The sequence below is a fragment of the Citrobacter sp. wls827 genome, assembly GCF_005280875.1.
Classification (GTDB): domain Bacteria; phylum Pseudomonadota; class Gammaproteobacteria; order Enterobacterales; family Enterobacteriaceae; genus Citrobacter; species Citrobacter youngae.
In genome coordinates this window covers 241650-248727 of the sequence record NZ_SZWR01000017.1, presented here as the reverse complement: position 1 = coordinate 248727, position 7078 = coordinate 241650, and the positions used below count along the sequence as shown (strand labels likewise).

Below are 7078 nucleotides of genomic sequence, written 5' to 3'. Positions count from 1 at the left end.
AAAAACCCCCGCCGTAGCGGGGTTTGGTGCGTTACAACGCGAAATTAATGACGGGCGCGCACAATCTGATATTTACGTGTCAGATACTCGACTGGCACGCTCCAGATATGTACCAGACGCGAGAACGGGAACAACAGGAACAGCGTCATACCTAATACCAGGTGCATGCGGAAAATGAATGCCACGCCATCCAGATACTGAGACGCCCCGCCGTGGAAGGTCACCACTGTCTGCGCCCAGTTCACCAGCTTCATCATCTCGCTGCCGTCCATATGCTGGGCGGAGAACGGAATGGTCAGCAGACCCAGCGCACACTGGATAACCAACAGAGAGAGGATCAGAATATCCGCTCCGGTGGTGGTGGCCCGCACTCGTGGGCTGAACAAACGACGTTTCAGCAGCAGTACACCGCCAATCAGACACATTACGCCACTGGCGCCACCCGCGAACATCGCCATCTTTTGCTTCACTTCAAGCGGTAACCACGCTTCGTACATCCAGTGTGGCGTCAGAATCCCCAGGAAATGACCCGCGAAGATGCCAAGGATCCCAATGTGAAACAGGTTTGACGCAAGGTTCATCCCTTTGCGATCCAGCATCTGGCTGGAAGCCGCACGCCAGGTATACTGACCGTAGTCGTAACGTAACCAGCTGCCAATCAGAAAGACAGAACCCGCAATATACGGATAGATGTCAAAGAAGAACGTATTCAGGAAGTGCATTAGTTCTGTCCTCCGGTGGTGATGTTCAGGTACTGCGGCGCAACGGCCCCTGCAAAACGACGCTGGTGAGCAGAAATTTCAGACTCACCACATCCCTGGTCGGCAAAGAATTTCACCTGCTCTTCTTCCCAAACAGCATCCAGTGCCTGCGGCGTGTCGTCACGAACTTCATCCGCAATTTTTTCGGCCACTTTGTCACCGTCGATAGCGGTATTCGCCAGTTTTAACAGCAGATCGAACAGCACCGCGTAACGGCTTTCGCGCTGTTGCAGACGCGCACTGAGCAGCGCCAGAATAGGGGCGATATCCTGCAAGCCACCTAACGCTTCGCTTTTTGGCAACTGTGCGAGGTACTCCAGATACAGTGGCAAGTGATCTGGCAATTCGCGGCTATCGAGTTGTAGCCCGTGCTGCTCATACTGCGCCATCAGGTCAACCATCGCCTGTCCACGATCGCGGGATTCACCGTGAACATGTTCAAACAGCAGTAGCGAAGTCGCACGACCACGGTCGAACAGTTCGCTATAGCTTGCCTGTGCATCCAGCATGTCCTGCGCAGTTAAATCGCGCAGGAAAACGCCCAGAGTCTGGGCATCCTCTTTGTCCAGGTTTTCAGATGACGCGAGTGCATCGAAAAGTTCCTGCTGATGCTGCCACAAGGCAGCATCCGGGTACTCGAGCAGACGCGAAACAATGACGAGTTCAATCATTGGTGCGGCTCCGTTTTGCTGGTCACATCGACAGCATCGATGCGGCGACTGTTGAACAGATTGAATTTAGTATCAGAACCGTGGCAACCATCACCAAAGGTGAAACCACAACCGCTCTTCTCCGGGAATGCTTCACGCGCCAGTTCGCGATGGCTGCTCGGGATCACAAAACGATCTTCATAGTTAGCAATCGCCAGGTAACGATACATCTCTTGTGCCTGAGCTTCGGTCAACCCGACTTCTTCCAGCGCGCGGGTATCAACTTTACCGTCTACGGTTTCTGCGCGTTTGTAGTGACGCATCGCCAGCATACGTTTCAACGCCCGCAGTACCGGCTGGGTATCACCCGCTGTCAGCAGGTTCGCCAGGTACTGAACCGGGATACGCAGGCTGTCCACGTCTGGCAGAATACCGTTGCTACCCAGTTCACCCGCGTCAGCAGCGGACTGAATCGGAGATAAAGGTGGCACATACCAGACCATCGGCAACGTGCGGTATTCGGGATGCAGCGGCAGCGCCAGCTTCCAGTCCATCGCCATTTTGTATACCGGAGACTGCTGGGCCGCGTCGATTACACTCAGCGGAATGCCATCTTTCAGTGCCTGTTCAATCACCGCTGGATCGTTTGGATCGAGGAATACGTCCAACTGACTCTGATACAGATCTTTCTCGTTCTCGGTGCTTGCCGCGCTTTCAATCGCATCTGCGTCATACAGCAGCACGCCGAGATAACGAATACGACCTACGCAGGTTTCAGAGCAAACGGTCGGCTGACCGGCTTCGATACGCGGGTAGCAGAAAATGCACTTCTCAGATTTCCCGCTCTTCCAGTTGAAGTAGATCTTCTTATACGGGCAACCGGTGATGCACATACGCCAGCCACGGCACTTGTCCTGGTCAATCAGCACGATGCCATCTTCTTCACGTTTGTAGATGGCGCCACTTGGGCAGGTCGCCACGCACGCCGGGTTCAGGCAGTGCTCGCACAGACGGGGCAGATACATCATGAAGGTGTTTTCGAACTGGCCGTACATCGCCTTCTGTATATTTTCGAAGTTCTGGTCTTTCGCCAGTTTCTCGAACTCGCCGCCCAGGTCATCTTCCCAGTTCGGACCTTTGGTGATTTTGTCCATACGCTGACCGGTAATCAGCGAGCGCGGACGGGCGATCGGCTGCGCCTTGCTATCAGCAGGCGCGTTGTGCAGCGTCTGGTAGTCGAAATCAAACGGCTCGTAGTAATCATCAATGCCCGGCAGATGCGGGTTAGCAAAGATTTTACCCAGCAGCAGCGCTTTGTTACCCATGCGCGGCACCAGCTTGCCGTTGATTTTACGGATCCAACCGCCCTTCCATTTTTCCTGGTTTTCCCAGTCAGTCGGGAACCCCGTACCTGGCTTCGTTTCAACGTTATTGAACCAGGCATATTCGGCACCTTCACGGCTGGTCCAGACGTTTTTGCAGGTTACTGAACAGGTGTGGCAACCGATGCACTTATCGAGATTCAGCACCATGCCGACTTGTGAACGAATTTTCATTTTACGCTCTCCTGTACCTGGTCATTGCCTTCACCATCCAACCAGTCAATGTTCTTCATCTTACGTACCACAACGAACTCATCACGGTTCGACCCTACGGTGCCGTAGTAGTTAAAGCCGTAGGCCAGATGTGCATAGCCGCCGATCATGTGGGTCGGTTTCGGCGTAATACGCGTTACCGAGTTATGGATCCCGCCACGCTGCTGGGTAATTTCTGAACCTGGCAGGTTCACAATACGTTCCTGCGCGTGGTACATCATGGTCATCCCGGCCGGCACACGCTGGCTGACAACGGCACGGGCGGTTAAGGCACCGTTGCTGTTGAAAACTTCGATCCAGTCGTTATCTTCGATACCCAGTTCTTTCGCATCAACTTCACTCATCCACACGATCGGACCACCGCGTCCCAGCGTCAGCATCAGCAAGTTGTCGCTGTAGGTGGAGTGGATACCCCATTTCTGGTGCGGCGTCAGGAAGTTAAGTGCTTTTTCCGGATTACCGTTAGACTTCTCGCCCATCACCTCTTTCACCGAACGGGTGTCGATTGGCGGACGATAAACCAGCAGGCTTTCACCGAAGTCGCGCATCCACTGATGATCCTGATACAACTGCTGGCGACCAGAAAGCGTGCGCCAAGGGATCAGCTCGTGAACGTTGGTATAACCGGCGTTATAAGACACATGTTCATCTTCCAGACCTGACCAGGTCGGGCTGGAGATAATTTTGCGCGGCTGCGCCTGAATATCACGGAAGCGAATCTTCTCATCTTCTTTGTTCAGTGCCAGATGCGTATGGTCACGTCCGGTAAATTCACTCAGCGCTTCCCAGGCTTTCACGGCAACCTGACCATTTGTTTCCGGTGCCAGGGTGAGGATCATCTCAGCGGCATCAATAGCCGTGTTTAGACAAGGCTGTCCTTTCGCCGGGCCTTCCGCCTTGGTGTAATTGAGCTTACGCAGCAAGTCCATTTCACTCTGGGTGTTCCAGGCAATCCCTTTACCACCGTTACCGATTTTTTCCATCAACGGACCGATAGAGGTGAAGCGCTCGTAAGTTGCCGGGTAATCACGCTCAACGGTCATGATGTGCGGCGCGGTCACACCCGGAATCAGGTCGCATTCGCCTTTTTTCCAGTCCTTCACGTCTAACGGCTGCGCCAGTTCGGCGGCAGAGTCGTGCTGGATTGGCAGCGTCACCACGTCGGTTTCTTTCCCGAGGTGACCAACACAGACTTCAGAGAATTTCCTGGCGATGCCTTTGTAGATTTCCCAGTCGCTTTTCGATTCCCAGGCCGGGTCAACAGCAGCAGACAGCGGATGAATAAACGGATGCATATCCGAAGTATTCATATCGTCTTTTTCATACCAGGTAGCCGTTGGCAGCACGATGTCGGAATACAGACAGGTGCTCGACAGACGGAAGTCCAGCGTCACCACCAGATCCAGTTTGCCGTCCAGCCCGTTATCCTGCCATTCCACTTCTTCTGGCTTCACGCCGCCCTGTTTACCCAGGTCCAGTCCCTGAATACCGTGCTCGGTACCCAGCAGGTACTTCAGCATGTATTCATGACCTTTACCGGAAGAACCGAGCAGGTTAGAACGCCAGATAAACAGGTTACGCGGATGGTTTTTACCGTTTTCTGGTTGTTCTGCCGCAAAGCGAATAGAACCTTCTTTCAGAGATTTAACGGTGTAATCGACGGGTGTCATCCCAGCTTTTTCCGCCTCACGCGCAATGTACAGCGGGTTAGTACCCAACTGCGGTGCGGACGGCAACCAGCCCATACGCTCGGCGCGCACGTTAAAGTCAATCAAATGGCCGCTGTAGCGGGATTTATCCGCCAGCGGAGACAGCAGTTCCTGCGCGGTGACCGTCTCATAGCGCCACTGGCTGGAGTGGTTATAGAAGTAAGAGGTGCTGTTCATGTGACGCGCCGGACGCTGCCAGTCGAGGGCAAACGCCAGGGGCTGCCAGCCGGTCTGCGGACGCAGTTTTTCCTGGCCCACATAGTGTGCCCAGCCGCCGCCGCTCTGACCCACACAACCGCAGAAAATCAGCATGTTGATCAGGCCACGATAGTTCATATCGAGGTGGTACCAGTGGTTCAGACCCGCACCGACGATAATCATCGAACGACCGTGCGTCTTGTCGGCATTATCCGCAAATTCACGGGCGATGCGCACGATTTGAGAACGTGAAACACCGGTGATTTTTTCTGCCCACGCCGGGGTATACGCTTTTACGTCATCGTAGCTGGTCGCGCAGTTTTCATCATTCAGACCACGCTCAAGGCCGTAGTTAGCCATGGTCAGATCGTAAACGGTGGTCACCAGAGCCGTAGAGCCATCGGCCAGTTGCAGTCGTTTCACCGGCAGTTTATGCAGCAGAACGTTTTCCAGTTCGACTTTATTGAAGTGTTCAGTTCCTTCGCCACCGAAGTACGGGAAACCGACTTCAGCGATGTCATCCTGACTACCCAGCAGGCTCAGTTGCAGTTCGGTTTCGGCACCAGACGTACCGTCACGCTGCTCCAGGTTCCATTTGCCTTTTTCACCCCAGCGGAAACCAATTGAACCGTTTGGCGCAACCATTTCGCCGTTGCTGTTAATCGCGACAGTTTTCCATTCCGGGTTGTTTTCCTGGCCCAGAGAATCGATCAAATCTGCCGCACGCAGCATACGCCCAGCGGCATAGTAACCGTCACGCTCTTCAAGCATGACCAACATTGGCATGTCGGTGTAACGGCGCACGTAATCGGTAAAGTACTGACTTGGGTTGTCGAGATGGAACTCACGCAGCATAACGTGGCCCATCGCCAGCGCCATCGCCGCATCGGTCCCCTGCTTCGGTGCCAGCCACAGGTCGCAAAGCTTGGCGATTTCTGCGTAGTCCGGCGTAATCGCGACAGTTTTGGTACCTTTGTAGCGAACTTCTGTGAAGAAGTGCGCATCCGGGGTACGGGTCTGCGGTACGTTAGAACCCCAGGCGATGATGTAACTGGAGTTGTACCAGTCAGCAGATTCAGGTACGTCTGTCTGCTCACCCCAGGTCTGCGGAGACGCAGGCGGTAAGTCGCAATACCAGTCGTAGAAGCTCAGGCAAGTACCGCCGATCAGCGACAGGTAGCGCGCGCCAGAAGCATAAGAAACCATCGACATTGCCGGGATCGGTGAGAAACCAGCAACGCGGTCAGGACCATAGGTTTTCACGGTATAGACGTTAGATGCCGCAATCAGTTCGTTTACTTCCTGCCAGGAAGAACGGACAAACCCGCCACGGCCACGCGCTTGTTTGAAGCTTTTTGCTTTATCGGCGTCTTCGATGATGGAGGCCCAGGCGTCAACGGGATCGCTGTGCAGTCTTTTCGCTTCACGCCACATCTTCATCAGACGTTTGCGCATCAGCGGATATTTGAGGCGATTTGCGCTGTAGAGATACCAGGAATAGCTCGCGCCACGCGGGCAGCCGCGAGGTTCGTGGTTTGGCAGATCAGGACGAGTACGCGGGTAGTCAGTTTGCTGGGTTTCCCAGGTTACCAGACCATTTTTCACGTAGATTTTCCAGCTGCATGAGCCGGTACAGTTTACGCCGTGGGTTGAACGCACGACTTTGTCATGCTGCCAACGCTGGCGGTATCCATCCTCCCAGTCCCTGTTGGTGTTGAGAAGCTGGCCGTGCCCATCGGCAAAGGTTTCGCCCTTCTGTTTGAAGTAGCGAAACCGGTCCAGGAATTTACTCATCGGTTTTCTCCTGTAGGAGCCTGACGGCTCTCTGATAAATCGACATTGCTTGATTGGGAGTGAAGGTAACGCTCTGAAAGGGCGTGATAATTGATAACGATCAAGGCAGACAGGGATGAAAAATGAGGGTTGGTTTTTACATACCCCCAAAGTGGGATATTGATATTTAACGTAATGAATTGAATTTAAAGGATTTTAAATAATTCATTTATCATGCAAATGTTAAATTCTTTATAAGTGGGTATTAAGGGGTATCCCCCCTGCTTAGCATATTGCGTACGCCGTTCTCACAGGCTGTTGTCATGCCACAATACAAAAGTATGTTGTAACTAATTACAGGCAAAAAAAAGCGCGGTCTAACACCGCGCAAT

The 7078-nt window shown here is 53.5% G+C and carries 4 protein-coding genes; all 4 read right to left on the bottom strand.

From position 1 onward, the window contains the following. Positions 1 to 44 precede the first annotated feature (44 nt). The 4 genes from narI to FDX03_RS11685 are packed head-to-tail and all read right to left on the bottom strand — an operon-like array spanning position 45 to position 6707. On the bottom strand, positions 45 to 722 hold the full coding sequence (narI, locus tag FDX03_RS11700) for a respiratory nitrate reductase subunit gamma (protein WP_137345963.1): 678 nt from the start codon (positions 720 to 722) through the stop codon (positions 45 to 47). Then, entirely contained in the window at positions 722 to 1432 is a 711-nt protein-coding gene (gene narJ, locus FDX03_RS11695; protein ID WP_048211471.1) for a nitrate reductase molybdenum cofactor assembly chaperone, read from the bottom strand. Before narJ ends, narI begins: the two co-directional genes overlap by 1 nt. Continuing rightward, the gene (narH, locus tag FDX03_RS11690; RefSeq protein WP_101742308.1) at positions 1429 to 2967 is read right to left on the bottom strand and encodes a nitrate reductase subunit beta; all 1539 of its coding nucleotides are present in this window, start codon (positions 2965 to 2967) and stop codon (positions 1429 to 1431) included. The genes narJ and narH overlap by 4 nt, the downstream gene beginning before the upstream one ends. Beyond that, a complete protein-coding gene (locus tag FDX03_RS11685) occupies positions 2964 to 6707 on the bottom strand; it encodes a nitrate reductase subunit alpha (RefSeq protein ID WP_137345962.1) in 3744 nt (1247 codons plus the stop codon). Before FDX03_RS11685 ends, narH begins: the two co-directional genes overlap by 4 nt. Positions 6708 to 7078 lie beyond the last annotated feature (371 nt).

What these genes read in the sequence shown, in the direction of transcription:
- narI (WP_137345963.1), bottom strand. Translation starts at nt 722, where the DNA reads ATGCACTTCCTGAATACGTTCTTCTTTGACATCTATCCGTATATTGCG.
- narJ (WP_048211471.1), bottom strand. Translation starts at nt 1,432, where the DNA reads ATGATTGAACTCGTCATTGTTTCGCGTCTGCTCGAGTACCCGGATGCT.
- narH (WP_101742308.1), bottom strand. Translation starts at nt 2,967, where the DNA reads ATGAAAATTCGTTCACAAGTCGGCATGGTGCTGAATCTCGATAAGTGC.
- FDX03_RS11685 (WP_137345962.1), bottom strand. Translation starts at nt 6,707, where the DNA reads ATGAGTAAATTCCTGGACCGGTTTCGCTACTTCAAACAGAAGGGCGAA.